The following is a 26,005-nucleotide window of genomic DNA, read 5'->3' as shown; positions in this document are numbered from 1 at the left end:
GCAACCCTGTGTGATTCCTTCACCATAAGGCCAATATCATTATGAGCATCAGCCAGTCTCTGTTTCAGTTTATTGAACAAAAAATCAGCCCGTTCGCGGCCCGCTTATCCTCTCAACGTCATGTTATGGCAGTGCGCGACGGCTTTATTTCAGCAATGCCGTTTATGATTGTTGGCTCGTTTCTGTTAGTTTTCGTGCATCCTCCTTTTTCGCCGGAATCCTCCTGGGGATTTGCCCGCAACTGGTTGGCGTTATCAGCGAAATATGAGCTTCAGATACTGACACCGTTCAATATGACGATGGGCATCATGTCGATCTACATCGCGGCGTCTATTGCCTACAATCTGGCGAGAAGCTACAAACTTGACCCCTTTATGACCGCGATGCTGTCGTTGATGTCGTTCCTGTTAGTCGCTGCGCCTCAGGTTGATAAAAAGATGTCAACGGAGGCGCTGGGCGGTGTAGGTATTTTCACCGCTATATTGGTCGCGATTTATGTCACCGAACTGACGCGGCTGCTAAAGAAATACAATATCGGCATACGGCTTCCTGAGCAGGTACCTTCAAACATTAAACATTCATTTGATCTGCTGATCCCGATTATTGCCGTGGTGATTACGCTGTTTCCGATCAGCTTACTGGTGCAGGCGGGCTTCGATATGCTGCTGCCGCAGGCCATTATGGCGTTGTTTGAGCCGCTGATTTCTGCCGCCGACTCGCTTCCGGCCGTTCTGGTGGCGGTGCTGATTTGTCATCTCCTATGGTTCGCCGGGATCCACGGTTCGGCGATTGTCTCAGGGATGTTACAGGCATTCTGGCTGACCAATCTCGGGCTGAATCAGACCGCGCTGGCCGCCGGATTGCCGATGACGCACATCATGACTGAGGCGTTCTGGAATTTCCTTATCGTCATTGGCGGTTCTGGCGCGACAATCGGTCTGGTGTTGCTGTTTTGTCGCAGTAAGTCAGCGCATCTGCGGACCATGGGGAAACTCAGTCTGGTGCCGAGCTGTTTCAACATCAACGAGCCGGTGATTTTCGGTACCCCAATCGTTATGAACCCGGTATTTTTCATCCCGTTCCTGCTGGCCCCGATGGTCAATGCCGTGATCGCTTATCTGGCCGTTTCCACGGATCTTCTCCCGCACATGATCTCACTGGTTCCGTGGACATCCCCGGCGCCGATTGGCGCAGCCTGGGCGATGGGCTGGGATTTCAAAGTGTCGATTTTGGTCATCATGCTGATGGCGCTGTCTATGATGATTTACTACCCGTTCTTCAAAGTCTACGAGAAGCAGTTACTGACTCAGGAGAAAGCAGCGGAAGCCGAAAAAGTCTTTACTGAGCAAGCTGACGCAGCAAATTAAGCAAATTTGGAGTGATGAATCGGGCACAAAAACATGGGTTTTTGTGCCCTTATTTAGTTAAGGCAGTTAAGCAATTGCCGGGAAGACCGGCAGCATCAGGAACAATTTAATGACGATGGCATTGGCGATATCAAGGAAAAACGCGCCGACCATAGGAACAACTAAAAATGCCAGATGTGAAGGACCGAACTTGTTTGTGATCGCCTGCATATTAGCAATCGCTGTTGGCGTTGCGCCCAGACCAAATCCGCAATGGCCTGCTGCCAGCACCGCTGCATCGTAATTTTTGCCCATCACGCGATAGGTGACGAAAATCGCGTAAAGCGCCATCGCGATAGTCTGCGCGAGCAGGATGGCCATCATCGGCAACGCCAGCGACGCCATTTCCCAGAGTTTGAGGCTCATCAGCGCCATCGCCAGAAACAGCGACAGGCTGACGTTGCCCAGCACCGAGACCGCACGATCAAATACGCGGTAGAAACCCAACCATGCGAGAAGATTACTCAGGATCACGCCAACAAACAGGACACAGACAAAGGTCGGAATTTCGAAAGCGGAGCCATGCAGTAGTTCGGAAATACGGGTGCCTGCACTCAGACAGATGGCGATCAGCGCAATCGTCTCCACGAGCACCAGCGGAGTGATCATGCGGCCAATTGCAGGTTTTTCGAATGCGCTCGGATCGGCTGAATCATCAAGCGAGCCGTTAGGCGTTGAAGAGTGACTCACCAGATAACGCGCCACCGGCCCGCCAATAATGCCGCCGAGCACCAGCCCGAATGTCGCACAGGCCATCGCTACTTCGGTGGCATTCTCAAAGCCATAGCGTTCTATGAACACCTTACTCCAAGCTGCGCCAGTACCGTGGCCGCCGGACAGCGTTACGGAACCGGACAGCAGCCCCATCAGGGGATCCATTCCCAACATTTTTGCCATGCCTATGCCAATAACGTTTTGCAGCAACAGCAATCCGACGACGACAAACACCAGCAGCATCAGGCTTTTTCCGCCGGAACGCAGACTGGCCAGATTCGCGTTAAGACCGATGGTGGCAAAGAATGCCAGCATCAGAGGTTCTTTTAACGAAATATCAAAACCAATTTCCCAGCCAAATATCCGGTTGGCGATCAGCAGCACAACGGCAACTAACAAACCGCCCGCGACAGGTTCAGGAATGGTGTATTTTTTAAGAAAGTTAATCGACTGAACGCATTTGCGCCCTAAAAGGAGAACCAGCGTGGCAGCCACCAGCGTGCCGTAGGTATCGAGCTGAATCATTCACGAACTCCATCTTGTAATAAATCCAATAAAATTATTGAGTTATAAATTTCTCAATTCATTATTTTTCCCCAGAGGGTGAATTAGAAGTCAATAACGCTAAATCACGCAAGAAAAACAGGGCTTAACAAACCCATTAACTCAAATTAATGACGATAAATCCGTGTTAGCAAACGATTGCTTTTATTGTCGATTTCAATAAAAATGCCCGCTTTGCCGCTTATTGGAATGCCACAACATGAGTACGCAAACAGCAGAACAAGAAACACCGCAATCCGACCTTTCCCGCCAGACTAAAAGTGAACTGATTTACCGGCTCGAAGACCGCCCCCCAATTCCTCAGACGTTATTTGCCGCCTGCCAGCATTTGCTGGCGATGTTTGTAGCCGTGATCACCCCGGCATTACTGATTTGTCAGGCATTGGGGCTCCCCGCGCAGGACACCCAGCACATCATCAGCATGTCGCTTTTTGCCTCTGGTCTGGCTTCCATTTTACAAATTAAAACCTGGGGTCCGGTGGGATCGGGACTTCTCTCGATTCAGGGCACCAGCTTTAACTTTGTTTCGCCGCTGATTATGGGCGGTCTGGCGCTGAAAAATGGCGGTGCCGATGTCCCGACCATGATGGCCGCATTGTTCGGGACGCTGATGCTGGCGTCTTGTACTGAAATCATTCTCTCACGCTTCCTGCACCTCGCCCGGCGCGTGATCACCCCGCTGGTTTCCGGGATTGTAGTGATGATTATCGGCCTCTCGCTGATTCAGGTCGGTCTGACATCCATCGGTGGCGGATATGCCGCGATGAGCGACCACACCTTTGGCGCACCGAAAAACCTGATGCTGGCCGCTGTGGTTCTGGTGGTGATTATTTTACTCAACCGCCAGCGTAACCCTTACCTGCGTGTGGCCTCGCTGGTTATTGCGATGGCAGTGGGCTATCTGGCCGCATGGATGATGGGGATGTTGCCGACCGTGGCACCCTCGTCACAAACCAGCTGGATCACCTTCCCGACGCCGCTTTACTACGGTCTGGGAATTGACTGGAATCTTCTGATCCCGCTGATGCTTATCTTTATGGTCACCTCGCTGGAAACTATTGGTGATATCACCGCGACATCCGACGTTTCCGAGCAACCGGTCAGCGGCCCGCTTTACATGAAGCGCATCAAGGGCGGCGTGCTGGCCAACGGCCTGAACTCCATGCTCTCTGCGGTGTTCAATACCTTCCCGAATTCCTGCTTCGGCCAAAATAACGGCGTAATCCAACTGACCGGCGTTGCCAGCCGTTATGTAGGGTTTGTCGTGGCGCTGATGCTGATTGTCCTGGGACTTTTCCCTGCGGTTGCCGGATTCGTTCAGCACATCCCTGAACCGGTTCTTGGCGGCGCGACCATCGTGATGTTTGGTACCATCGCGGCTTCCGGTGTACGTATTGTTTCCCGTGAACGTCTGAACCGCCGCGCGATTATGATCATGGCGCTGTCTCTGGCAGTCGGTATGGGAGTATCCCAGCAGCCATTGATCCTGCAATTCGCGCCAGATTGGATCAAAACCCTGCTCTCCTCCGGGATTGCTGCGGGCGGGATTACTGCGATTGTTCTGAATTTGGTTTTTCCTCACGAAAAGTCATAACCGACTGTAATACGCATGCAACGGCGGCAGGTGGTTCGGAACCCCTGCCGCTTTTTATTGTCTGCAGTCTGCTAAGCTGTTGAGAAATTTCGCTGTTTGCGGCATAAACAGAGAACCTATATCCTTAATTTACGCTACAGGCCCCAGACGATGAGATTTATCGGTAAAATTTTGCTGACGTTCGTCCTGCTTCTGGTACTGGCGATTGTGCTGGTGTACGTCCTATTACAGACCCGCTGGGCGGCGGGTAAACTCAGTACCTGGGTCACGGATAACAGTGATTACCGGCTCGCCGTCGAAAAATTGGACCACGACTGGTCAACGCCGGGGCGGGTGACGCTCACTAATGTCATCTTCGGGCAGAAAAATCAGCCTGAAACGCTCAGCGCCGGTGAAGTCGATCTCGATTTAAGCTGGCGTCAGATTACTGAACCGCGCTTTTTCGATCGCGTCGTGCTGATTAACGGACGCCTGAACGTCAGCCCCTCCGCCATGAACCTGCCTTTTCAGGCCAATACGCTGCAACTGAGCAAAATGGCGCTGACCGGAAACGCCGCCGGACTGGAGATTCAGGGTCAGCAGATCAATGCCGGGATTTCCCCATGGCAACCCAAACCCCTCCAGCTGTTGGGCGATAAAGCGGATTTTCAGCTCAGTGCGGCGAACCTTACCGTCAACGGGCTTCCCGCCGAAAACGTCCTGATTCAGGGTAACCTGAATAATAAAATTCTCACGCTGGGCAATTTTGGGGGTGATTTAGCGCGCGGTCAGCTCACCGGCAAAGCCACTCAGGCAGCGGATGGCAGCTGGAATATCGAAAACCTGCGCCTGAGCAATGTGCGCCTGCAAACATCCAAATCGCTTTCTGAGTTTTTCGATGATTTCCAGACGCTGCCAAAAGTCACCATCGAACGGCTTGATCTGATCGACGCCCGTTTGCAGGGAACCGACTGGGCATTCAGCGATGTTGATCTTTCCGTACAGGATGTGACGCTGGAAAAAGGCGACTGGCAAAGCAATGACGGCGAAATCTCGCTAAACGCGACTGATATGATTAACGGCAATTTGCATATTCAGGATCCGATCATCAATCTCGATCTGACTGCGCAAGGCATTTCTATCAAGCAGGCTACGGCACGCTGGGAGCGCAGTTTGTTGCGTACCACCGGCAACTGGCTCCGCGCCAATAAACGCCTGCAACTTGATGAGCTTTCTGTCGCCGGGCTGGAATACACGCTGCCGCAAAACTGGAGACAACTTTGGTTACAGCCACTGCCGGATTCCCTGGCTGAAATCTCGATTGGCCGGTTTATTGCCAACAGAAATCTGATCATTGATATCAATCCACAGTTCCCCTTCCAGCTAACGGCGTTGGATGGGCTGGGTAACAATCTGCTGCTGGCGCGTAATCACCAGTGGGGGATCTGGAATGGTAAGCTGAATCTGAACGCCAGCGAAGCGACGTTCAACCGGAACGACGTGCGCCGCCCTTCCATTACGCTGGAGGCCAGTGACCGTCAGGTGAATATTTCTGAGCTGAGCGCGTTCACTAAAGAAGGATTGCTGGAAGCCACCGGGACGGTGGATCAGCAACCACAGCGCCAGTTCTCGGTGAAAATGACCGGGCGCGCCGTGCCAGCTAATCAACTGGAAAACTGGGGATGGCCGCATCTGCAGCTTGACGGTAACGCCAACATGCAGCTCAATCTGCAAGGGCAGATGCCGGCTAACGTGGATTACAAGCCCACGCTCAATGGCACACTTCAGGTGAACGGCGCCAACGGTCAGATTATCAATCAGAGAATGCTGAACGGACTGGTTTCCGGCGCAGTAACACCGTAACTGCCAGCACTGTTTTCTGAAAAGAAAAAGCACCGCCATCGCGGTGCTTTTTTATGCGCTTATATTTAGGCTGAAAATTAGTTAATTGCAGGTTCCAGCGGCGCACCGGGAGCTGCCGGCAGAACAAGATAAGTACCTTCAAATACTGCGCCTTCGGCCTCATCGCCGTACAAATTCACTTCAAGCTGCACGCGTGCTTTACGCCCGCGCGCCAGGCGGTCCAGATCGCCACTAACTGAACCGAGATCGGCCACCGCACGCGGCCTGCCGGTCACAGGCGAACTGTAGCGGATATGCGCATCGGCCAGAACAATAGTCCCGCCAAGATGACGTTCACGAAGCAACAGCCAAATCAGCCCCCAGCCGGTCAGCGTCGCGAGTGAAAATAAACTACCCGCAAACAGCGTGTGGTGCGGATTCTGATTGCCGTTCTCCGGCATCGTGGTAACAAACCGCTGGCCAGTGTACTGGCTGATGCGCACGCCCATTTTTTCACTGAGAGGAATATGATCGTACCAGGCCTGTTGCAGCTGACCACACCAGTCGGGGCGATGGAGAATGTCATCCAACGTTTCAACCGGTTTGATCATCAGGAAGTGTCGCACCGGCGTGGTTTGCGGCGTGGTAATTTCTCCCTGATTGATGAAACCCAGTTTGGCAAAAAACTCTACGGCGTCTTCACGGGCACTACACACCACGCGCTTAACGCCTTCCTGACGCGCCACAGACTCCAGGGTCATCGCCACCAACGTTCCCAGCCCTTTATCCTGCACGTTCGGGTCAACCGCCAGGAAGCGGATAGAGGCCTCATTGTCGGCATTGATATATAAACGGCCCACAGCGACCGGGCAGCCCTGTTCATCCACCACCATCTGATGATGCGCAATGGAATCGTAAGCATCGCGCTCTGAACCTTCGGGCTGACGCAATGGCTTGCGCAGCATTTCCCAGCGAAATCGGTAATAGTCGGCCAGTTCTTTTTCGGTCGTCGGTACTCTCAGGTGATACATAATTGTGTTCTCTCCGGCGTTTATGCCTTTTCGATCAGACTTGTAGCCAGAAGGTCACCGGCCCGTCGTTCACCAGCGCCACTTTCATATCCGCAGCAAAGCGGCCGGTTTCGGTAGCGATACCTTTTTCACGGCACTGCCCGCAGAAATACTGATATAGACGGTCGGCTTCCTGCGGCTCTGCGCCGCGTGAAAAGCCGGGGCGCATGCCTTTTTGCGTGTCCGCCGCCAGCGTAAACTGCGATACGACCAGCAGGCTTCCCCCCGCCTGCTGGACGTTTAGATTCATTTTGTCATTTTCGTCACCGAATATCCGGTACCCGATCACCCGTTCACACAGGCGTTTGGCTTTTTGCTCATCATCTCCCTGTTCGACACCCAGTAACACCAGCAATCCCGGCCCGATCTCACCGCAGACGTCGCCATCAATGGTAACGCTGGCATTTAACACCCGCTGAATTAACGCAATCATAAACATCCTTCTGACTGATTATTCTGCTGCCACATCTTGAGCAGACTGCAATTTTCTCAGGGAACGAAACTCGCCGAGCGTCACGGTGATTTCTGCTCCCAAAAGCACGATACACCAGCTGACATAGACCCAAAGAAATAAAATTGGGATCACCGCCAGTACGCCATAAATCAGCTGATAGGACGGGAAAAGCTGGATATATAAAGCAAAGATTTTCTTACTTAATTCAAATAATGCCCCCGAGAAGAGCGCACCAATCAGCGCATCTTTCGCCGGTACTCTGACCGTCGGCACAACCTGATATAACAGCCAGAAAGATATCCATGAAATCAGCAATGGCAGAATGCGCAGAGCATGGTCAATCAGCGAATGTACGCCGCTGATATTCAGCCAGTTCAGCGATAGCAAATAGGAGCTGATGGCCACGCTGGCGACCAGCAGGATAGGCCCGAGCGTCAGCACCATCCAGTACACGGCGAAGGAGAATACGATCGGGCGTTTAGTTTTGCTGTCCCAGATTTTGTTCAGGACGCTGTCTACCGAGGCTATCAAAAGCAGCGCGGTAACGATTAAGCCGCAGGTGCCCACGGCGGTCATTTTGCTGGAGTTCGCCACAAACTGTTCGAGATAGCGCTGGATGGTATTGCCGGTCGCAGGCATGAAGTTAGAGAAAATAAAGGTTTTGAGCTGCGCGCTGATATCCGAAAAAACCGGAAATAAGGCGAACAGCGAAAAAACCACCGCGATCAGCGGCACGAGAGAAAGCAAAGAGACATAGGCTAAATGGCCCGCCAGAAGCGTCAGGCCATCTTTATCTGAACGCCGCAGAAGAAGGCGCGTAAATTTCCAGCATGATTTCGGGTAGTGGCTCAGTGCCCGTTTCTGCATCACAACATCCTTCAGGAAAAGTACTTCGGTACTGTCTGATTATCTTCCACCCACACGGATTCAATCCCCACGGCACGTGCCGCTTCGATATTCTCGATCACATCATCAAAGAACACAGCGTCACCAGCACTGATGCCTTCATGTGCCAGAACATGCTGGAAAATGCCCGGCTCAGGTTTTCGCATACCGATGTTTTGTGAGAGATAAATGGCGTCGGTGTTGGCTTCGATTTCAGGGTAATTTTGCGGCCAGAAATCCAGATGCAGGCGGTTAGTATTCGATAAGACCACCACGCGATGCCCCTGCTGGCGCAGCGTTTTGAAGATCTCAATCACTTCAGGGCGCAAGCCAACAAACACTGACTGCCAGCCAAGGCTGAACTGTTCGAAGCTCAGCGCGATACCCAATTCATGGCAGAGTTCGGCGGCAAACTCTTCGTCGCTGATTTCACCCCGCTCGTGCTTCTGGAAGACTTCGCCCATTGAGAATCGCTCAGTTAGCGTCGCAAGCGGCGTTCCGCTGAAATTGCTCCATACGCCAAGAACACGTTTGAAATCAATATCAATAATGACGTTTCCCATATCAAAAATGTACAGCATTGCACGCTCCTGATTTCAAAGATGACTGTTAACTTTAGCGGTAAAACGTACAGCTGAACAGTGACAGAATTGCGGGATGACGCGCAGGGGCAGAAAAAAAACATAAAAAAAACAGGGTACCAAAGGCACCCTGTTTCTGTGTAACGGCTTTACGTTAAAGAAGATTACGCTTCTTTAGGACCACGCATTGCACGTTTACGATCGTTCTCAGTCAGGTGACGTTTACGGATACGCACAGACAGAGGAGTCACTTCGACCAGTTCGTCATCATCGATGAATTCCAGAGCTTGCTCCAGAGACATTTTGATAGCAGGAACCAGAGTCGTTGCTTCGTCAGTACCAGACGCACGCATGTTGGTCAGTTTCTTACCGGTCAGACAGTTCACAGTCAGGTCGTTAGAACGTGAGTGAATACCGATGATCTGGCCTTCATACACTTCTGCGCCGTGGCCCAGGAACAATTTACCGCGGTCTTGCAGGCTGTACAGTGCGAACGCAACGGCTTTACCCTGACCGTTAGAAATCAGCACGCCGTTCTGACGCTGACCGATTTCACCCTGACGAACATCATCGTAGTGGCTGAATGTGGAGTACAGCAGACCGGTACCTGAAGTCATGGTCATGAATTCAGTACGGAAGCCGATCAGGCCACGTGCCGGGATCAGGTAATCAAGACGGATACGACCTTTACCGTCTGGGATCATGTCTTTGACATCGCCTTTGCGCTCACCCATGGCCTGCATAACAGAACCCTGGTGTTGCTCTTCGATATCCAGTGTCACGTTCTCGAATGGCTCTTGCATGCGGCCATCGATTTTACGGTTGATTACTTTAGGACGGGAAACCGCCAGCTCGAAACCTTCGCGACGCATGTTTTCGATCAGAACCGACAGGTGAAGTTCACCACGGCCTGAAACGCGGAATGCATCAGCATCTTCAGTTTCGTCAACGCGCAATGCCACGTTGTGTACCAGTTCTTTGTTCAGACGATCAAGGATCTGACGTGAAGTCACATACTTGCCTTCTTTACCACAGAACGGAGAGGTGTTGACGTTGAAGTACATAGTCACGGTGGGTTCATCAACGCTCAGCGCTGGCAGTGCTTCAACATTTGCCGGGTCACAGATAGTGTCGGAAATGTTCAGTTCACCCAGACCGGTGATTGCGATGATATCGCCCGCTTCAGCAACGGTCGCTTCGATACGCTCAAGACCCATGTGAGTCAGAACTTTACCGACTTTACCGTTACGGGTTTTGCCTTCGCTGTCGATCACAGTGATCTGTTGGTTAGGCTTAACAGTACCACGCTTGATACGGCCGATGCCGATAACGCCAACGTAGTTGTTGTAGTCAAGCTGAGAGATTTGCATCTGGAAAGGTGCTTCCATCTCAACTTGTGGCGGAGATACGTGGTCAACGATCGCCTGGTACAGCGGGGTCATGTCTTCGGCCATATCGTTATGGTCGGTACCCGCGATACCCAACAATGCAGATGCATAGATGATTGGGAAATCGAGTTGTTCGTCGGTTGCGTCCAGGTTTACGAACAGGTCGAAGACCTGATCAACAACCCAGTCAGGACGCGCGCCAGGGCGGTCAACCTTGTTGATTACCACGATCGGCTTCAGACCATTAGCGAAGGCTTTTTTAGTCACGAAGCGGGTTTGCGGCATTGGGCCATCCATTGCATCCACAACCAGCAGCACCGAGTCGACCATTGACATCACACGCTCAACCTCACCGCCGAAGTCGGCGTGTCCTGGGGTATCCACGATGTTGATGCGGTAGTCTTTCCAATTAATGGCGGTGTTTTTTGCGAGGATGGTAATCCCACGCTCTTTCTCCAAATCGTTGGAGTCCATTACGCGTTCGGTAGCTTCTGCACGTTCTCCGAAAGTACCGGATTGTTGCAGCAGCTTGTCGACCAGGGTGGTTTTACCATGGTCAACGTGGGCAATAATGGCGATGTTACGCAAATTTTCGATCACAGCTTTGCCTCAGGCATTAGAAATAGCGCGCTATTGTACACGTATTAAGCGAGGTTCTAAACAAGATCACAAGGATCTTGTTGAAACAACTTAAGGATGGTTACTTTGTGATCCCTTTCACGGTGCAAAAAGAACACTGAACCAATATGACGCACCACTTTGGTGCTTTACATCTCACGATTAGCACCATTGTAGTGCATAACTTCCGTTATGGTGCATACTTATTGAGAGCAAGAGCCCTGTAAAATGGCGTTGTTTGCATTTTCTCAAAGTTGGCACAGTTTTCGCTATACCTTTTACAGGGTGAAAAGAGTCTTATCAGACAATAATAGTGCTGTTTAGGCCACACGCCAGTTCCAGTAAGGCTGTTATTTCCAACTAAAGACCAAAAAATGGTTATTCGTTCCACGACGATAATGAGAAATTCGGGAGAACTAGTATGTCCGCTGAACACGTTTTGACGATGCTGAATGAGCATGAAGTGAAATTCGTAGATTTACGTTTCACTGATACCAAAGGCAAAGAACAGCACGTCACCATTCCTGCACACCAGGTTAGCGCCGACTTCTTCGAAGAAGGTAAAATGTTTGATGGCTCTTCAATCGGTGGCTGGAAAGGCATTAACGAATCTGACATGGTTCTGATGCCAGATGCCAGCACTGCTGTTCTGGACCCATTCTTTGAAGAAACCACACTGATCATTCGTTGCGATATCCTTGAGCCAACAACGCTGCAAGGTTATGACCGTGACCCACGTTCAACGTCTAAGCGTGCAGAAGATTTCCTGCGGGCTTCCGGCATCGCGGACACCGTTCTGTTCGGGCCAGAGCCAGAATTCTTCCTGTTTGATGATGTGCGTTTTGGCAGCAGCATCTCCGGTTCTCACGTCGCTATCGATGATATCGAAGGCGCATGGAACTCTGCGACTAAATACGAAGGCGGCAACAAAGGCCACCGTCCTGCAGTAAAAGGTGGCTACTTCCCGGTTCCTCCGGTCGACTCCTCTCAGGATCTGCGTTCTACCATGTGTCTGACCATGGAAGAAATGGGCCTGGTTGTTGAAGCTCACCACCACGAAGTAGCAACTGCTGGTCAGAACGAAGTGGCAACCCGCTTCAACACAATGACCAAGAAAGCTGACGAAATCCAAATCTACAAATACGTGGTTCACAACGTGGCTCACGCATTTGGCAAAACCGCGACCTTCATGCCAAAACCAATGTTTGGCGATAACGGTTCCGGTATGCACTGCCATATGTCCTTGTTCAAGAACGGTAATAACCTGTTCTCTGGCGACAAATACGGCGGCCTGTCTGAAATGGCACTGTTCTACATCGGCGGTATCATCAAGCACGCTAAAGCGATCAACGCCTACGCTAACCCGACTACCAACTCCTACAAGCGTTTGGTCCCGGGCTACGAAGCTCCAGTAATGCTGGCGTACTCTGCGCGTAACCGTTCTGCATCCATCCGTATTCCACACGTATCAAGCCCTAAAGCGATGCGTATCGAAGCACGTTTCCCTGATCCAGCGGCTAACCCATACCTGGCGTTCGCTGCACTGATGATGGCTGGCGTCGACGGTATCATCAACAAAATCCATCCTGGTGATGCGATGGATAAAAACCTGTATGACCTGCCACCGGAAGAAGAAGCAGAAATTCCAAAAGTTGCAGGCTCACTGGAAGAAGCGATGAACTGCCTGAGCGAAGACCGCGAGTTCCTGACCCGTGGCGGCGTGTTCACCGATGACGCGATCGATGCTTATATTGCTCTGCGTAAAGAAGAGATGGACCGTGTTCGCATGACTCCGCACCCGGTTGAGTTCGAACTGTACTACAGCGTTTAATAAATCAGCATCTACTCTTCGATTAGAGCTGAACTCAGCGCCCGTCTTCGTACAGGCGCTGAGCGGAATACCCGACTGAAGGTCAGGTAGTGAGAAAACCTTCAGCGTCAAAATCAAGTAAGACGATTTAATTTGTTGCCGTGGAAACTTTCAGCCCATCTCCGGATGGGCTTTTTTCTCCACACTCTTTCCTGCTTAACCCCTCTGGCCCGTGAATCTGCCGGGTAACGAGATAAAATGCACCCATCCGGTGCGGGAGACTGCGGTATGGCAACTGGCAAACTGCCCGATGCTGGGCAGATCCTGAATTCCTTAATCAACAGCGTTCTGTTGTTGGACGACGATTTGGCGGTGCACTACGCCAATCCGGCGGCTCAGCAGCTGCTGGCGCAAAGTTCCCGCAAACTTTTTGGCACACCTTTGCCAGAGCTGGTGGGATATTTTTCGCTGAATATCGAGTTGATGCGTGAAAGTCTGACGGCCGGACAGGGCTTTACAGACAGCGAAGTCACTTTGGTGGTGGATGGCCGCGCGCATGTGCTGTCACTGACTGCCCAGATGCTGCCGGAAGGTTTCATTCTGGTGGAACTGGCCCCAATGGATAATCAGCGCAGGCTGAGCCAGGAACAATTGCAGCATGCTCAACAAGTTGCCGCGCGTGATTTAATCCGCGGTCTGGCGCATGAAATTAAAAATCCGCTCGGTGGATTACGTGGCGCAGCTCAGTTGTTATCCAGAGCGCTCCCGGATCCGGCGCTCCTGGAATACACCAAAGTCATTATTGAGCAGGCCGACCGCTTGCGTAATCTGGTTGATCGTTTGCTGGGGCCTCAGCGCCCAAGTCAGCACGTCACGCAAAGCATTCATCAGGTTGCAGAACGTGTTTGCCAGCTGGTGTCGATGGAGAAGCCGGATAACGTTCAGCTCGTGAGGGACTACGATCCAAGCCTGCCAGAACTGGCGCATGACCCCGATCAGATTGAACAAATTTTATTGAACATCACCCGCAATGCTCTGCAGGCACTCGGGGAGGAAGGCGGCACAATTACACTGCGTACGCGCACTGCTTTCCAGATAACGTTACATGGCGTGCGTTATCGTCTGGCGGCCCGTATCGATATTGAAGATGACGGCCCCGGCGTACCGGCCCATTTGCAGGACACCCTTTTTTACCCCATGGTCAGTGGCCGCGAGGGGGGCACCGGTTTGGGCCTGTCCATCGCGCGCAGTTTGATTGATCAGCATTCGGGTAAAGTTGAATTTAACAGTTGGCCAGGACATACCGAATTCTCGGTTTTCCTGCCTATTCGCCAGTGAGGTTCTTATGCAACGAGGGATAGTCTGGATCGTCGATGACGATAGCTCCATCCGCTGGGTACTTGAACGTGCGCTCACTGGGGCAGGTTTGCACTGCACTACGTTTGACAGCGGTAATGAAGTGCTGGAAGCCATTGCGACTCAAACCCCTGACGTTTTGTTATCAGATATCCGCATGCCCGGCATGGACGGTTTAGCGCTGCTGAAACAGATTAAACAGCGCCATCCGATGCTTCCGGTCATCATAATGACAGCGCATTCCGATCTGGATGCTGCCGTCAGCGCGTATCAGCAAGGTGCGTTTGATTATCTGCCAAAACCGTTCGACATTGATGAAGCCGTAGCGCTGGTAGAACGCGCCATCAGTCATTACCAGGAACAGCAACAACCGGCGCGCACTCAGCCCGCCAGCGGTCCGACGGCTGACATTATTGGCGAAGCGCCAGCCATGCAGGATGTTTTCCGCATCATAGGCCGCCTGTCCCGCTCGTCGATCAGCGTCCTGATCAACGGCGAATCAGGCACCGGTAAAGAACTGGTTGCTCATGCTCTTCACCGCCACAGCCCGCGCGCTAAAGCCCCTTTTATCGCGTTAAATATGGCCGCAATCCCGAAAGACCTGATCGAGTCGGAACTGTTCGGCCACGAGAAAGGCGCATTTACCGGCGCGAATACCGTTCGTCAGGGGCGTTTTGAGCAGGCTGATAACGGCACACTGTTCCTCGATGAGATTGGCGATATGCCGCTCGACGTACAAACCCGCCTGCTGCGCGTGCTGGCAGACGGTCAGTTCTACCGCGTCGGTGGCTATGCGCCGGTGAAAGTCGATGTACGAATCATTGCAGCGACACACCAGAATCTGGAACTTCGGGTTCAGGAAGGCAAATTCCGTGAGGATTTATTCCATCGTCTGAATGTGATCCGCGTGCATTTGCCACCGCTGCGTGAACGTCGTGAAGATATTCCGCGTCTGGCACGCTATTTCCTGCAAGTTGCCGCGAAAGAGCTTGGCGTAGAAGCGAAGAATCTGCATCCGGAAACAGAAACTGCACTGACGCGTCTGCCGTGGCAAGGTAACGTGCGCCAGCTGGAGAACACCTGTCGCTGGTTAACCGTGATGGCGGCCGGTCAGGAAGTGCTGATTCAGGACTTACCGAGCGAGCTGTTCGAAACCTCGGCGCCCGAAGCGGGCGGGCAGAGTTTGCCGGACAGCTGGGCAACGCTGCTGGCACAATGGGCGGATCGCGCGCTGCGTTCCGGTCATCAAAACCTGCTATCAGAAGCGCAGCCTGAAATGGAACGCACCTTGCTGACCACGGCGCTGCGCCATACGCAAGGCCACAAGCAGGAAGCCGCTCGTTTACTGGGCTGGGGGCGTAATACTCTGACACGTAAACTGAAAGAACTGGGCATGGAATAACATCCGCGTCAAAAGCAAAACAGCCGCAAAAGCGGCTGTTTTTGTTTGGGGAAACGCTGAGTTTGCAGGTCAGATCACGCGGGAGAATTGCTTCTGGCGAACCTGACGGCGTAAATAGATATCAAAACACATGCAAATATTGCGGATCAACAGGCGTCCGCGCGGCGTGACCTGAATATGTTTCTTACTCACCTCCACCAGTCCGTCTTCTGCCAGCGGCACCAGCAACGCTAAGTCTTCGGCAAAGTATTCATTGAACGGAATACCATAGCGTTTCTCGATATCTGCAAAATCCAGTTCGAAATGGCAGATCAGTGCTTTGATCACATCACGACGCAGGCAGTCATCGTCGGTCATTTCCAAACCCCGCCAGAGCGCATTTCCCTGCTCTTCGACCCGCGCGTAATAAGTTTTCAGGTCTTTCTCGTTTTGCGCATAGGTATCGCCCAACATGCTGATTGCAGAAACACCCATCCCAAGCAAATCGCTGTCACCCTGCGTGGTGTAACCCTGAAAATTGCGGTGCAATTTGCCTTCGCGCTGCGCAATCGCCAGTTCGTCATCCGGTCGGGCAAAGTGATCCATACCGATAAAGCAGTAACCGGATTCTGTCAGTGAACTGATGGTTTCCTGCAGGATTCTCAGTTTCTCTTCAGCACCGGGCAAATCGGCATCTTTGATTTTGCGTTGAGCGGCGAAAAGAGTCGGCATGTGGGCGTAATTGAATACGCTAAGGCGATCGGGATTCAGCGCGGCGACGCGTTGCAGCGTATAGGCAAAACTTTCAGCCGTTTGTTTTGGCAGGCCGTAAATAAGATCGATATTGGTCGAGTTAAAACCCAGCGCGCGCGCACGTTCGATCAGAGCAAAAATGAAGTCTTCGTCCTGCTCACGATTAACCAGACGCTGCACTTCCTTGTTGAAATCCTGCACGCCCATGCTCAGACGATTGAAGCCTTCGTTGCGCAGGTGATCCAGCACATCCAGCTCTATTTCACGCGGATCAAGCTCCAGCGACATCTCCGCATCCGGCAGGAGAGTGAAATGTTCCCGCAGAAGGGCCATCAGACGGCTTATCTGAGCTTTAGTCAGATAAGTGGGTGTACCACCGCCCCAATGGAGCTGACTGACGTGACGGCCCTTAAAGAGCGGCGCACGGTGGCGGATCTCTTTCTCGAGTACGTTCAGGTATTCTTCGGCTTTGTGCTGCTGACGGGTGACCAGCTTATTACAGCCACAGAAGTAGCAGAGCTTATGGCAGAACGGAATGTGCACATAAAGCGAGAGGGAACGCTCGGGATAACGGGCAGCGGCTTTTTCAAAGGCTGCGTCGTCGTAGCTTTCGCTGAATTCAAGTGCTGTTGGGTAGGAAGTATATCGCGGACCCGAATAGTTGTACTTCTGGATCAGCGCTAAATCCCAGACGGTTGTCTGTTCTGACATGGGTGACTCACTCCTTCCGGCGTCGGATGCTACCGGTTCGCCTTACCGGCAGGCTTTTGGCCTGCCGTGCAAAGGTCGCTCTGCGCAAACGTGCTTTGGTTTTCGATAACCGCCATAGTTTACCGAATAACCAAAGCAGATAACATGCAAAGAGTAAGGCTATTGCCGGAATGACCCAGCTCATGGCTTAGAAACCGTCTGTGGGGTTCCCGCGCTTGAGCAGCTGCATCATGTCTTCGTTCTTTTCTTCTTCATCATCTTCGTCATCGCCAAGTTCGATACCCAGCAATTCCATCAGAACATCGATGCGATCCAGCGTCTGATCAACATAAGCCTGATCTTCAGCGCTCAGCGCTTTGCCGTCATCGATAAGATCCAGCAAACCATCCAAACGTTGATCATTTTCCAGCAACGTCAGTTCTTCTTCCGGCGTCATTTTTGGTTTCGGATCTTGCACTGGCTGCGCGGCTTTCTTCGCTTTCGGTGCATTGTTCATGACGGTTTCAACGATCAATGGCACAGCTTTTTTACTGCCGATGCGCGGATCGGTTTTCTTCGCTGCTGCACCGCTTTGATTTTGGTTTGCATCCGGGTTCGCACGGGAACCTGCCTTACGGCCGCGGCGGCGGTTGTCACGCTTGCGTTCACGCGCTTCAATATCGAGCTCGACGCGATTCTTTTTTCTCTTCGGTTTAGCTGTCGCGGTATTGGCGCGCGGGGCTTTCGCTGGCTGTTTCATGGCTTCTGCTCTTAGGTGTGTACATTTAGTATAGATTTGCGGCGGAATCTAGCAGAAAGCGACCAAAGAAAAAAGGCAGCAAGTGGACCTTGCTGCCTTTTTCTTTCCTTCGTGCGAAGGATATCCATCAAACACTTTCCTTGTATAGCGTCAACGTCCCGGTTTTTCCTTTGCCTTTCAGGGCCTCCAGCCCCGTTCATCCTTAAAGCGCCCTGCATTTCCTGTATTCCCTGAAGGCTCTTGTCATCCATGTTTCCATTCTTGCCTTCATTGCGTAAGAAATACTTTACCCTATCGCCGCAAAGGCTCAAGATACTGCCCTGTCGTCTTTTGCTTACAACCAGTGCTTTATTTTTATCGCATTGAATCTAAAGTGAATTAAAAAATACGGCGACTCAATAAGCGAAATTACCCGCATTATGAATAGCAAATGTCTTACATCATGAAGGCCATTTTCCTCCGCCTTCATCTCTGTGGTCCCTTCGCATCATCATTCGGATTGTAAAAACACTGAACGTATCCAGGCGCAGTTGCAGTTATAATCGCCAGTCAGCCAGATACATAATCCCCACGGAGACGCACGTTTTGACCAGCCAAACTTACAACTATCATATGACCCATTTCGTCCTTAGCGCCCCGGATATCCGGCATCTGCCGAGTGACGCAGGCATTGAAGTCGCATTTGCTGGTCGTTCAAACGCCGGCAAATCCAGTGCGCTGAATACGCTGACCCAGCAGAAAAGTCTGGCGCGTATCAGTAAAACCCCTGGCCGTACGCAATTAATTAACCTGTTTGAAGTGGAGCCAGGTATCCGCCTGGTCGACCTTCCGGGTTATGGCTATGCGCAAGTTCCGGAAGAAATGAAACGCAAATGGCAGCGCTCGCTGGGCGAATACCTGCAGATGCGTAACTCGCTGAAAGGGCTGGTGGTGCTGATGGATATCCGTCACCCGCTTAAAGATCTTGATCAGCAGATGATTCAGTGGGCTGTTGATGTCGGTACGCCGGTGATGTTGCTGCTGACCAAAGCCGACAAACTGGCCTCGGGCGCACGTCAGGCGCAAGTCAAAATGGTCCGTGAAGCGGTGAAAGAATTTATGGGTGACATCCAGGTTGAAGCGTTCTCTTCACCGAAGAAAATGGGTGTGGATAAACTCAATGACAAGCTGAACACCTGGTTCAGTGAAATTCCGCCAGAAGTGTTGGAAGACGAACTTTCAGGCGAATAAGCCGCAGGGAAAAGCTGTAAGTAAAGAACATCACGGGTGGCCATCGGGTCACCCTTTTTTTTGGCTGGCGGACAGAGATCAGAGGCAATACCGACCGGAGATCCTGTGAAAAGTACAATAAAAAACGCCCCAGACATAAATGCCTGGGGCGGCTAAAATATTCAGCCAAATCCGATTACGTGAAGTAAAAGGTCTGAAAGATAGAACATCTTACCTCTGTACCCTACGAGAGAAACTTTACCCTATTTCATGACGGGGAAAAAGAACTTTTTGTAGTTTACTTACACAATAATCGAGGATTATGCGATCACCTTCATGGTCTGAACCTATAATCCTGTAGCTTAATTACAAAAAAAGCTTAATAACTATCCACTTAGTGAGCCTGATCCCAATTCTCGCCAGTACCTACATCCACCTTCAGCGGAACGGCCAGTTCCATGCTCGATTCCATCAGATTGCGGATTTTCTCACTTGCAGCCTCAACGTCGTCATTGTGAACCTCAAAAACCAGTTCATCGTGTACTTGCATAATGATGCGGGCACGCGGGGCATCAGGTTGTTTCAGCCAGTCCGCGACGTTTATCATCGCGCGCTTGATGATGTCAGCAGCCGTTCCCTGCATCGGGGCATTGATTGCGGCGCGCTCGGCCCCTTTACGACGCATGGCGTTGCTGGATTTAATGTCCGGCAGATACAAGCGGCGACCGTCGAGTGTTTCAACGTAGCCCTGTTCAGAAGCCTGCGTCCGCGTGCGTTCCATATATTCGAGAACGCCCGGATAGCGTTCAAAATAGAGATCCATATAACGCTGGGATTCTTTACGCGGAATGTTCAGCTGCCGCGAGAGACCAAATGCGCTCATGCCGTAAATCAGGCCGAAGTTGATGGCCTTCGCACTACGACGCTGCTCGCCGGTGACGCTCTCCAGCGGCGTGCCAAAGACTTCCGCGGCTGTGGCCCGGTGAATGTCTTTCCCTTCAGCAAAGGCTTTCAGCAGCCCCTCATCTTTCGATAAGTGCGCCATGATGCGCAATTCGATCTGGGAGTAGTCGGCAGCCAGAATGCAGTAATCTTTCGGCGCAATAAATGCCTGACGGATACGACGGCCCTCATCATTACGCACCGGAATATTTTGCAAGTTTGGATCACTGGATGACAGACGTCCGGTCGCCGTGACAGCCTGGTGATAAGACGTATGTACGCGGCCAGACTGCGGATTGATCATCAACGGCAGTTTGTCGGTGTAAGTGGATTTCAGCTTCGCCAGACCGCGATACTCAAGAATGACTTTCGGCAGTGGATAATCCAGTGCCAGTTCAGCCAGTACCTCTTCGTTTGTCGAAGGTGCACCACCCGGCGTTTTTTTCAGTATCGGCAGCTTTTGTTTTTCATACAAAATGGCCTGCAACTGCTTAGTCGACGACAGGTTAAAAGGTTCTTCCGCCAGCTCATGCGCTTTGTTTTCCAGTTCATTCAGGCGGATAGCCAGTTCTTTGGAATGGGCAGCTAAAATATGCTGGTCTATCAGGACACCAGTACGTTCAATGTGAGACAGAATGGGCACCAGCGGCATTTCGATATCGGTGAATACTTTCTTCAGCGATTCGCTTTCCTGAATACGCGGCCAGAGTGTCTGATGCAGTTGTAGCGTGACATCGGCATCTTCCGCTGCATAAGGCGCAGCCTGTTCAAGCGCGATCTGGTTGAAAGTCAGCTGGTTTTTACCTTTGCCGGCGATCTCTTCGAAACCGACCGTTTTATGGCCCAGATAGCGATCTGCCAGGCTGTCCATATCATGCCGACCTGAAACACTGTCGAGCACGTAGGATTCGAGCATGGTGTCAAACGCAATTCCTTTCATTTCGATGTCATAGCGCAGCAAGATGCCGCGATCGAATTTCAGGTTCTGTCCGACTTTCAACTGCTTCTCATCTTCCAGCAAAGGCTTGAGCTGTTTCAGTACGTCCGTGCGATCCAGTTGCAGCGGCGCATCCAGATAGTCATGTGCGACGGGAAGATAAGCCGCTTTACCCGCTTCGGTCGCAAACGATAAGCCAATCAGATTAGCGGTCAGCGTATCCAGACCATCGGTTTCAGTATCGAATGCAAAAACTTCCGACGCTTTCAGGTAGCCAATCCACTCATCAAGCGTGGCCTGATCGAGAATGGTGACGTAGCCGTCCTGAGTTAGCTGGTTACGTTCGACAGGTTCAGCGTCGGGTAGATCATCTGCTGCTGCGCCTTTTTTGGCGGAGGATGTCGTTTTAGTCGCCGATTTCTTGCCGCTTAACCACGTGCCAGACTCAACATCAGCCAGCCAGCGCTTGAATTCATAACGGCCAAACAGCTGATGAAGTTCATCGGCGTCCGGCTCAGAGACTGTCAGCTCGGCGCAGGTTACATCGAGTTTGACGTCAGTTTTGATCGTCGCCAGCTGGTAAGAGAGGTAAGCAACGTCTTTATTATCAGCCAGTTTCGCTGCCATAGTTTTAGAACCACGGAAGCTTAATGTAGAAATTTTATCAAGATCGGCATACAGCGCATCAAGTCCACCAATCCCCTGCAATAATGCCTGTGCAGTTTTTTCGCCAACGCCCGGCACACCAGGAATATTGTCCGAGGAATCACCCATCAAGGCCAGAAAATCGATAATCAGTTCCGGGGGCACGCCATATTTTTCAACGACTTCATCAGGCCCGAGGACCGCGTTGTTCATGGTGTTAATCAGCGTCACACCCGGCGTGACCAGTTGCGCCATGTCTTTGTCGCCGGTGCTTATCAGCACGGCATGACCAGCCTTCTCAGCTTCAAGTGCCAGTGTGCCAATCACGTCGTCCGCTTCTACGCCCGACACCACCAGTAACGGTAATCCCATCGCTTTTACCATCTGGTGCAGGGGTTCAATTTGCGAACGCAGATCGTCAGGCATTGGGGGACGGTGAGATTTGTACTGATCAAAGAGTTCATCACGGAAGGTTTTGCCTTTCGCGTCAAACACCACAGCAACATGGCTCGGCGTGTATTGCAGCAACAAACTGCGCAACATATTCAGCACGCCGTACATCGCGCCCGTCGGTTCACCCTGGGAGTTGGTCAACGGGGGAAACGCATGGTAAGCGCGGTAGAGGTAAGACGAACCGTCTACCAGGATCAATGGGTTTTCTGCTATCTGGGCCATAACTCTTCTTTATTCGTGATCAGACATGCTCTAAGGATGCCATAGCCGGCGGGAAAGACGAACCTTGCGAAGGAAATTCATTGCAAACTTGCGGAAGATCTCGAAGGATCATCCTGTGGATAAGTTTGTGAATAGTTTTTATTAGAATTGATTGGTTGAAGATGTTGAGAAAATAATCGCTAATTTTAACTACTGCTATCATCAGGTTATCGTGTTTTCACATGAGACTCTGATGTAATAGAAACTTAATAGGTATTGTGGATAGTAATATTCATTGGAAGAGGAACATTATTAAAATCATTTATACTTCAGGTTTTTTCTTAAGGTTAAACATCCATTTTGGGAAGGATATAATGCCAGCTTGTTAGCTGGCATTGGGATGATAAAATCTTATTTTTTGGTCGCGAGGAAATTGATCACATCTGAATATTGTTTGACATACATATCCATAGAGCTGGTATCCAGGCCGTCGTTTTTCACCATATATTTGCCATTTACAAATACAGAGGGAACGCCTTGCAGACCCAGGTCAGCGGCAGCTTTCTCTTGTTGTACAACCAGAGATTTCACCACGAAGCTGTTCAGTGCTGCATCATAATCTTCGCCTTTCACACCTGCCTGAATAAAGACTTTACGAATATCATCAGCATTCTGCACAGACTGTTGCTTCTGTACGGCATCAAACATCAGTGGGCTGACTTTATCTTCTACGCCCAGCGCGATGGCCACAGCCCACGCCTGAGTTAATTGTTTGCCTAAAGGACCCAAGAATTCGACGTGATATTTGGTGTATTTAACATCTTTAGGCAGGTTCTTACGGATGCTGTCAGAAACATGCCAGACTTGTTCAAACTGATAACAGTGTGGGCAATAAAATGAGAAAAACTCGAGTACCTGTGGCTCATTAGCAACGGTTTTATCTAAAGTTACGTACTGCGCACCATCAGAAAATTGTGCCGCAGATACACTGAAGGCCATAACCATACCAACCAGTGCCAGGAATATCTTTTTCATATAAAGCCTATCTCCAATTAATTAAATTTCGACGTTAATCATGACTCAATACATTGGCATCAACTGCAAAGGAGGTGCCTTTAGTTTCTTAATTTGCTCATTAAAAGCAGCAATCTGACCTCGCCAAAAGTCTTCGTCCGTCATCCATGGAAAACTTTTAGGGAACGCAGGATCTTCCCAACGGCGAGCTACCCAGGCCAGATAATAGACCATTCGCATCCCGCGCAGCGGTTCAATTAATGCAAGTTCGCGGGCATCAAAATCTGCGAATTCTTCATACGCTTCCAGCAAGACATCTAACTGAAGGCGCTGTTCGCTCTGATCACCATGAAGCAACATCCAGAGATCCTGTATAGCGGGGCCATTGCGTGCATCATCCATATCGACAAAAAGCGGGCCATCACGCCAGAGAATATTGCCCGGATGGCAATCGCCATGCAGACGCAGCGGCTGCCAGTCGGTATGCCAACACTCTTTTGTCGTGTTGATCAGATCATCTGTTGCCAGTAAGAATGGCTCACGCAGGGTTTTGGGGATCAATGAGCATTGCGCGAGAACTTCACGCGGCTGGGCCAGATACTCGTCCAACCCTATCGTCGGGCGGGCAGTAAAGAGACTTTCTCTACCAACCTGATGAATACGCCCCAGGAAACGTCCAACCCACTCCAGCTGATCGAGATTATCAATTTCATACTGACGGCCACCAACGCTGGGAAACACAGTAAACATGTAACCCTGGTGGTGATGTAAAGTATTTTCATTGATGGTAAGCGGGGCTACTGCAGGTATTTCAGCCTCAGACATATCGTGTGAAAAACGGTGCTCTTCATGAATCTGCTCTTCAGTCCAACGTTCCGGACGATAGAACTTCACCACATAGCGTTTTCTGTCTTCGCAGAGAAACTGATATACCCGATTCTCATAGCTGTTTAATGCAGTGAGGCCGGAGTCTGCGCGCAGTCCGACACTCTCTAGCGCATCAAGGATAAGATCCGGCGACAATGCCTGAAAATTGAAAGCTGAATTATTCATAACTTCATTCGGATTGGCCGCGCAGAAAAATGACAATGGGAAATAGTATCATCTATTTTTCGCGGTTCGCATGAAGTTCACATAAGTTTACATCAATCTTTAATCACGCCGCGGGCGCGCAGAAGCGCAGTTTTAAAATCATCCTCATAGTCTTTCTTCATACCTGGGATTTCCGCTGAACTGTCAGTGCCACGCATTTTAAGGTGGTAAATCAAGGTATCGTCGCTCAATTCCGTTAATGGTCCCTGATATCCGCACTCTCCCGCCAGTTTCTGAATAAACTCCATCAGGTTAAGGTCGCAGTCTTCTTTCCATGCTGGGTGTATTAACTCAATCAACTCGTTTACGCGATGTTCTTTCATGATGTTCTCTTTCCATATTTATCAGACCTTAAAAATAACAGGGTTATTTCCTTAGGGAAAGAACAAGCTTATTGCGGCAAAGTTAAACCTGCTTGAGTTGGAAGTTAGACGTTACAATGGCCAGAATACTGAGACTTTAGCAGGGGAATATCATGGAGCGCAGTTGTATTACCGGCGTCATTTTAGCCGGTGGCCTGTCGAGCAGAATGGGAGAGGATAAGGGGCTGGTTAAGGTTAACGGTAAGCCTCTCTTTGAACACATCGCTGAAAGGCTTCGTCCGCAGGTGGGAGAGATCCTGATCAGCTGCAATCAGAACACAGACCGGTACGGCAAAGATTTCCGGACTGTCCCTGATCTTATCCAGAATTTCTCTGGCCCTCTCGCCGGGATGTTGGCCGCTTTAACAGTAAGCAAAACAGAATGGGTGTTGTTCGTACCTTGTGATGTCCCTGGATTCCCATACAACTTAGCAAATGCTTTTCTGGCGGAAATTGCAGGCCAGCAAGCTGCCTATGCGCGAGATCCCGTGCGCGAGCACCCTACTCTTTGTTTGCTAAACCGTAGCCTTATCCCGACACTAAAAACATATCTGGAAAACGGTGACCGGAAAGTGATGATTTTCTTCAATAATATTGATGCTAAAACCGTTTTATTTCAGGATGCTTCACAGTTCTCCAATCTCAATACTCAGGGAGATGTTTTACTTTGGCAGAACAACCAGATAGGGCATCCACAATGAAAAAAGCGGATATCCCACTTCTTGGCATAGTTGCATACAGTGGAACAGGTAAAACAACATTACTGAAACAGCTAATTCCTTATCTCAGACAGCGCGGTATCCGCACCGGATTGATAAAGCACACTCATCATGAGGTCGACGTCGATACGCCCGGTAAAGACAGTTTTGAGCTAAGAAAGGCAGGAGCGGACCAGACGATGGTCGCTAGCAGTCATCGATGGGCCTTAATGACAGAAACACCACAACAGGAAGCTCCTGATCTTGGGTATCTGGCATCGCGTTTTGATCGTAGTAATCTGGATATGGTTTTGGTCGAAGGATTTAAACATGAAGAAATCGACAAAATTGTGCTGCACAGAGAGGAAAACGGCAGATCTTTAGAGCGGCTCATCGATTCTCATGTCATCGCCGTGGCCACTAATCGTTTGCCAGCCCTCGTCATGGAATCAATTAAGATACTTGATCTTAATAAGATTGATGAAATCGGAGAATTTATCGTTACATGGCTGGAAAACCAGAGCAAATAGAATGTATTTATTTGCCAATTCTCCCTCAAATTCCAGACAGCAAAAAGCCCTGTACTTTCGTACAGGGCTTTCCACTT

At 50.8% G+C, this 26,005-nt stretch carries 21 protein-coding genes; 9 read left to right on the top strand and 12 right to left on the bottom strand.

Annotation, left to right across the window (positions count from 1 at the left end):
- Nucleotides 1-41: 41 nt before the first annotated feature.
- Nucleotides 42-1,367, top strand: coding sequence for a PTS sugar transporter subunit IIC (locus ACMHLI_RS21060; protein WP_413531167.1), 1,326 nt, complete (start codon nucleotides 42-44; stop codon nucleotides 1,365-1,367).
- A 66-nt stretch (nucleotides 1,368-1,433) separates the two neighbouring features.
- On the opposite strand, the gene gltS is transcribed toward ACMHLI_RS21060, so the two are convergent.
- Nucleotides 1,434-2,645 carry a sodium/glutamate symporter gene (gene gltS, locus ACMHLI_RS21055; RefSeq protein ID WP_413531166.1) on the bottom strand — a complete coding sequence of 404 codons (1,212 nt, stop codon included), beginning with the start codon at nucleotides 2,643-2,645 and terminating at the stop codon, nucleotides 1,434-1,436.
- A gap of 238 nt (nucleotides 2,646-2,883) precedes the next feature.
- On the opposite strand from gltS, the gene ACMHLI_RS21050 reads away from it, so the two are divergent.
- Nucleotides 2,884-4,278 (top strand): nucleobase:cation symporter-2 family protein, encoded by a 1,395-nt coding sequence (locus ACMHLI_RS21050; RefSeq protein WP_413531165.1) that lies wholly within the window; start codon nucleotides 2,884-2,886, stop codon nucleotides 4,276-4,278.
- A 150-nt stretch (nucleotides 4,279-4,428) separates the two neighbouring features.
- Complete coding sequence (locus ACMHLI_RS21045; RefSeq protein WP_413531164.1) at nucleotides 4,429-6,120, top strand: AsmA family protein; 1,692 nt, start codon at nucleotides 4,429-4,431, stop codon at nucleotides 6,118-6,120.
- Nucleotides 6,121-6,197: 77 nt separating this feature from the next.
- Here the strand turns inward: ACMHLI_RS21045 and fabY are convergent, their stop codons facing one another.
- From fabY to typA, 5 genes are all read right to left on the bottom strand, one after another.
- Entirely contained in the window at nucleotides 6,198-7,130 is a 933-nt protein-coding gene (gene fabY, locus ACMHLI_RS21040; protein ID WP_413531163.1) for a fatty acid biosynthesis protein FabY, read from the bottom strand.
- A 34-nt stretch (nucleotides 7,131-7,164) separates the two neighbouring features.
- Nucleotides 7,165-7,602 carry a D-aminoacyl-tRNA deacylase gene (gene dtd, locus ACMHLI_RS21035; RefSeq protein WP_413531162.1) on the bottom strand — a complete coding sequence of 146 codons (438 nt, stop codon included), beginning with the start codon at nucleotides 7,600-7,602 and terminating at the stop codon, nucleotides 7,165-7,167.
- Between the two features lie 18 nt (nucleotides 7,603-7,620).
- Entirely contained in the window at nucleotides 7,621-8,490 is an 870-nt protein-coding gene (locus ACMHLI_RS21030) for a virulence factor BrkB family protein (protein ID WP_112165203.1), read from the bottom strand.
- Nucleotides 8,491-8,501: 11 nt separating this feature from the next.
- On the bottom strand, nucleotides 8,502-9,089 hold the full coding sequence (yihX, locus tag ACMHLI_RS21025) for a glucose-1-phosphatase (protein WP_413531161.1): 588 nt from the start codon (nucleotides 9,087-9,089) through the stop codon (nucleotides 8,502-8,504).
- A gap of 164 nt (nucleotides 9,090-9,253) precedes the next feature.
- Nucleotides 9,254-11,077 carry a ribosome-dependent GTPase TypA gene (gene typA / locus ACMHLI_RS21020; RefSeq protein ID WP_413531160.1) on the bottom strand — a complete coding sequence of 608 codons (1,824 nt, stop codon included), beginning with the start codon at nucleotides 11,075-11,077 and terminating at the stop codon, nucleotides 9,254-9,256.
- 439 nt (nucleotides 11,078-11,516) lie between these two features.
- Here typA and glnA point away from each other — a divergent pair, with 439 nt between their 5' ends.
- From glnA to glnG, 3 genes are all read left to right on the top strand, one after another.
- Nucleotides 11,517-12,926 carry a glutamate--ammonia ligase gene (gene glnA, locus ACMHLI_RS21015; RefSeq protein ID WP_112165209.1) on the top strand — a complete coding sequence of 470 codons (1,410 nt, stop codon included), beginning with the start codon at nucleotides 11,517-11,519 and terminating at the stop codon, nucleotides 12,924-12,926.
- Nucleotides 12,927-13,193: 267 nt separating this feature from the next.
- Nucleotides 13,194-14,243, top strand: coding sequence for a nitrogen regulation protein NR(II) (glnL, locus tag ACMHLI_RS21010; RefSeq protein ID WP_112289289.1), 1,050 nt, complete (start codon nucleotides 13,194-13,196; stop codon nucleotides 14,241-14,243).
- A gap of 7 nt (nucleotides 14,244-14,250) precedes the next feature.
- Nucleotides 14,251-15,663: a nitrogen regulation protein NR(I) gene (gene glnG / locus ACMHLI_RS21005; RefSeq protein WP_413531159.1), complete on the top strand. Its 1,413-nt coding sequence runs from the start codon at nucleotides 14,251-14,253 to the stop codon at nucleotides 15,661-15,663.
- Between the two features lie 69 nt (nucleotides 15,664-15,732).
- Here the strand turns inward: glnG and hemN are convergent, their stop codons facing one another.
- Together hemN and yihI are read right to left on the bottom strand one after the other, a co-directional pair.
- Nucleotides 15,733-17,106, bottom strand: a complete 1,374-nt coding sequence (hemN, locus tag ACMHLI_RS21000; protein WP_413531158.1) for an oxygen-independent coproporphyrinogen III oxidase — start codon at nucleotides 17,104-17,106, stop codon at nucleotides 15,733-15,735.
- Between the two features lie 187 nt (nucleotides 17,107-17,293).
- Nucleotides 17,294-17,845, bottom strand: coding sequence for a Der GTPase-activating protein YihI (gene yihI / locus ACMHLI_RS20995; RefSeq protein WP_413531157.1), 552 nt, complete (start codon nucleotides 17,843-17,845; stop codon nucleotides 17,294-17,296).
- A gap of 585 nt (nucleotides 17,846-18,430) precedes the next feature.
- Between yihI and yihA the strand changes: the two genes are divergently transcribed.
- Entirely contained in the window at nucleotides 18,431-19,075 is a 645-nt protein-coding gene (gene yihA / locus ACMHLI_RS20990) for a ribosome biogenesis GTP-binding protein YihA/YsxC (protein ID WP_413531156.1), read from the top strand.
- Nucleotides 19,076-19,448: 373 nt separating this feature from the next.
- On the opposite strand, the gene polA is transcribed toward yihA, so the two are convergent.
- The 4 genes from polA to ACMHLI_RS20970 all read right to left on the bottom strand — a co-directional run bounded on the left by polA (nucleotide 19,449) and on the right by ACMHLI_RS20970 (nucleotide 24,661).
- Nucleotides 19,449-22,253 (bottom strand): DNA polymerase I, encoded by a 2,805-nt coding sequence (polA, locus tag ACMHLI_RS20985; protein WP_413531155.1) that lies wholly within the window; start codon nucleotides 22,251-22,253, stop codon nucleotides 19,449-19,451.
- Nucleotides 22,254-22,643: 390 nt separating this feature from the next.
- Nucleotides 22,644-23,267 carry a thiol:disulfide interchange protein DsbA gene (dsbA, locus tag ACMHLI_RS20980; RefSeq protein WP_056777623.1) on the bottom strand — a complete coding sequence of 208 codons (624 nt, stop codon included), beginning with the start codon at nucleotides 23,265-23,267 and terminating at the stop codon, nucleotides 22,644-22,646.
- Nucleotides 23,268-23,312: 45 nt separating this feature from the next.
- Nucleotides 23,313-24,299: a serine/threonine protein kinase gene (locus tag ACMHLI_RS20975; protein ID WP_413531154.1), complete on the bottom strand. Its 987-nt coding sequence runs from the start codon at nucleotides 24,297-24,299 to the stop codon at nucleotides 23,313-23,315.
- Between the two features lie 92 nt (nucleotides 24,300-24,391).
- On the bottom strand, nucleotides 24,392-24,661 hold the full coding sequence (locus ACMHLI_RS20970) for a YihD family protein (protein WP_413531153.1): 270 nt from the start codon (nucleotides 24,659-24,661) through the stop codon (nucleotides 24,392-24,394).
- 152 nt (nucleotides 24,662-24,813) lie between these two features.
- Between ACMHLI_RS20970 and mobA the strand changes: the two genes are divergently transcribed.
- Entirely contained in the window at nucleotides 24,814-25,401 is a 588-nt protein-coding gene (gene mobA, locus ACMHLI_RS20965) for a molybdenum cofactor guanylyltransferase MobA (RefSeq protein WP_413531152.1), read from the top strand.
- Entirely contained in the window at nucleotides 25,398-25,928 is a 531-nt protein-coding gene (mobB, locus tag ACMHLI_RS20960; protein WP_413531151.1) for a molybdopterin-guanine dinucleotide biosynthesis protein MobB, read from the top strand. The genes mobA and mobB overlap by 4 nt, the downstream gene beginning before the upstream one ends.
- Nucleotides 25,929-26,005: the final 77 nt, after the last annotated feature.

Source organism: Rahnella inusitata, assembly GCF_965118895.1.
Taxonomy (GTDB): domain Bacteria; phylum Pseudomonadota; class Gammaproteobacteria; order Enterobacterales; family Enterobacteriaceae; genus Rahnella; species Rahnella inusitata_A.
This window is presented reverse-complemented; position numbering and strand designations above follow the sequence as displayed.

What these genes read in the sequence shown, in the direction of transcription:
- hemN (WP_413531158.1), bottom strand. Translation starts at nt 17,106, where the DNA reads ATGTCAGAACAGACAACCGTCTGGGATTTAGCGCTGATCCAGAAGTAC.
- ACMHLI_RS21050 (WP_413531165.1), top strand. Translation starts at nt 2,884, where the DNA reads ATGAGTACGCAAACAGCAGAACAAGAAACACCGCAATCCGACCTTTCC.
- ACMHLI_RS21045 (WP_413531164.1), top strand. Translation starts at nt 4,429, where the DNA reads ATGAGATTTATCGGTAAAATTTTGCTGACGTTCGTCCTGCTTCTGGTA.
- mobB (WP_413531151.1), top strand. Translation starts at nt 25,398, where the DNA reads ATGAAAAAAGCGGATATCCCACTTCTTGGCATAGTTGCATACAGTGGA.
- gltS (WP_413531166.1), bottom strand. Translation starts at nt 2,645, where the DNA reads ATGATTCAGCTCGATACCTACGGCACGCTGGTGGCTGCCACGCTGGTT.
- glnL (WP_112289289.1), top strand. Translation starts at nt 13,194, where the DNA reads ATGGCAACTGGCAAACTGCCCGATGCTGGGCAGATCCTGAATTCCTTA.
- fabY (WP_413531163.1), bottom strand. Translation starts at nt 7,130, where the DNA reads ATGTATCACCTGAGAGTACCGACGACCGAAAAAGAACTGGCCGACTAT.
- mobA (WP_413531152.1), top strand. Translation starts at nt 24,814, where the DNA reads ATGGAGCGCAGTTGTATTACCGGCGTCATTTTAGCCGGTGGCCTGTCG.
- dtd (WP_413531162.1), bottom strand. Translation starts at nt 7,602, where the DNA reads ATGATTGCGTTAATTCAGCGGGTGTTAAATGCCAGCGTTACCATTGAT.
- polA (WP_413531155.1), bottom strand. Translation starts at nt 22,253, where the DNA reads ATGGCCCAGATAGCAGAAAACCCATTGATCCTGGTAGACGGTTCGTCT.
- ACMHLI_RS21060 (WP_413531167.1), top strand. Translation starts at nt 42, where the DNA reads ATGAGCATCAGCCAGTCTCTGTTTCAGTTTATTGAACAAAAAATCAGC.
- glnA (WP_112165209.1), top strand. Translation starts at nt 11,517, where the DNA reads ATGTCCGCTGAACACGTTTTGACGATGCTGAATGAGCATGAAGTGAAA.
- yihI (WP_413531157.1), bottom strand. Translation starts at nt 17,845, where the DNA reads ATGAAACAGCCAGCGAAAGCCCCGCGCGCCAATACCGCGACAGCTAAA.
- ACMHLI_RS20975 (WP_413531154.1), bottom strand. Translation starts at nt 24,299, where the DNA reads ATGAATAATTCAGCTTTCAATTTTCAGGCATTGTCGCCGGATCTTATC.
- ACMHLI_RS21030 (WP_112165203.1), bottom strand. Translation starts at nt 8,490, where the DNA reads ATGCAGAAACGGGCACTGAGCCACTACCCGAAATCATGCTGGAAATTT.
- yihX (WP_413531161.1), bottom strand. Translation starts at nt 9,089, where the DNA reads ATGCTGTACATTTTTGATATGGGAAACGTCATTATTGATATTGATTTC.
- ACMHLI_RS20970 (WP_413531153.1), bottom strand. Translation starts at nt 24,661, where the DNA reads ATGAAAGAACATCGCGTAAACGAGTTGATTGAGTTAATACACCCAGCA.
- dsbA (WP_056777623.1), bottom strand. Translation starts at nt 23,267, where the DNA reads ATGAAAAAGATATTCCTGGCACTGGTTGGTATGGTTATGGCCTTCAGT.
- glnG (WP_413531159.1), top strand. Translation starts at nt 14,251, where the DNA reads ATGCAACGAGGGATAGTCTGGATCGTCGATGACGATAGCTCCATCCGC.